The sequence below is a fragment of the Dysgonomonas sp. 511 genome (assembly GCF_010501105.1).
Lineage (GTDB): Bacteria > Bacteroidota > Bacteroidia > Bacteroidales > Dysgonomonadaceae > Dysgonomonas.
On sequence record NZ_QVMQ01000133.1, the window covers coordinates 1 to 299 of the forward strand.

Sequence of the window (299 nt, forward strand, 5' to 3'; positions counted from 1 at the left end):
CCCTGGCATACATACGAAAATTTGTCTTTTTTAAATTTCCCCAAGTCGAGAAGCAGTTGTTCCCCAAGAGTGAAACTAAAATAGATACAACTCATGTAGATGTCCCCAATATCTATGCATGGAAAAGATGGGATAATAATAACTCCTAATGTGTATTTCGACTACAAGTCGATGCGCAATATATCTATACACCTTAGCTGTACATCTCCCTGTAATACGACGAGGAAGGATTTTTCCTTGTTCGTTAAGGAATTTCTTCAAAAACTCAGGGTCTTTGTAGTCGATATACTTGATACCGT

1 pseudogene is annotated in these 299 nt (G+C 37.5%); it reads right to left on the reverse strand.

Features of this window, described 5'->3' with window-relative positions:
- Positions 1-207: 207 nt before the first annotated feature.
- A pseudogene (gene rpsR, locus D0T57_RS15570) lies at positions 208-299 on the reverse strand (30S ribosomal protein S18); the annotation flags it as partial.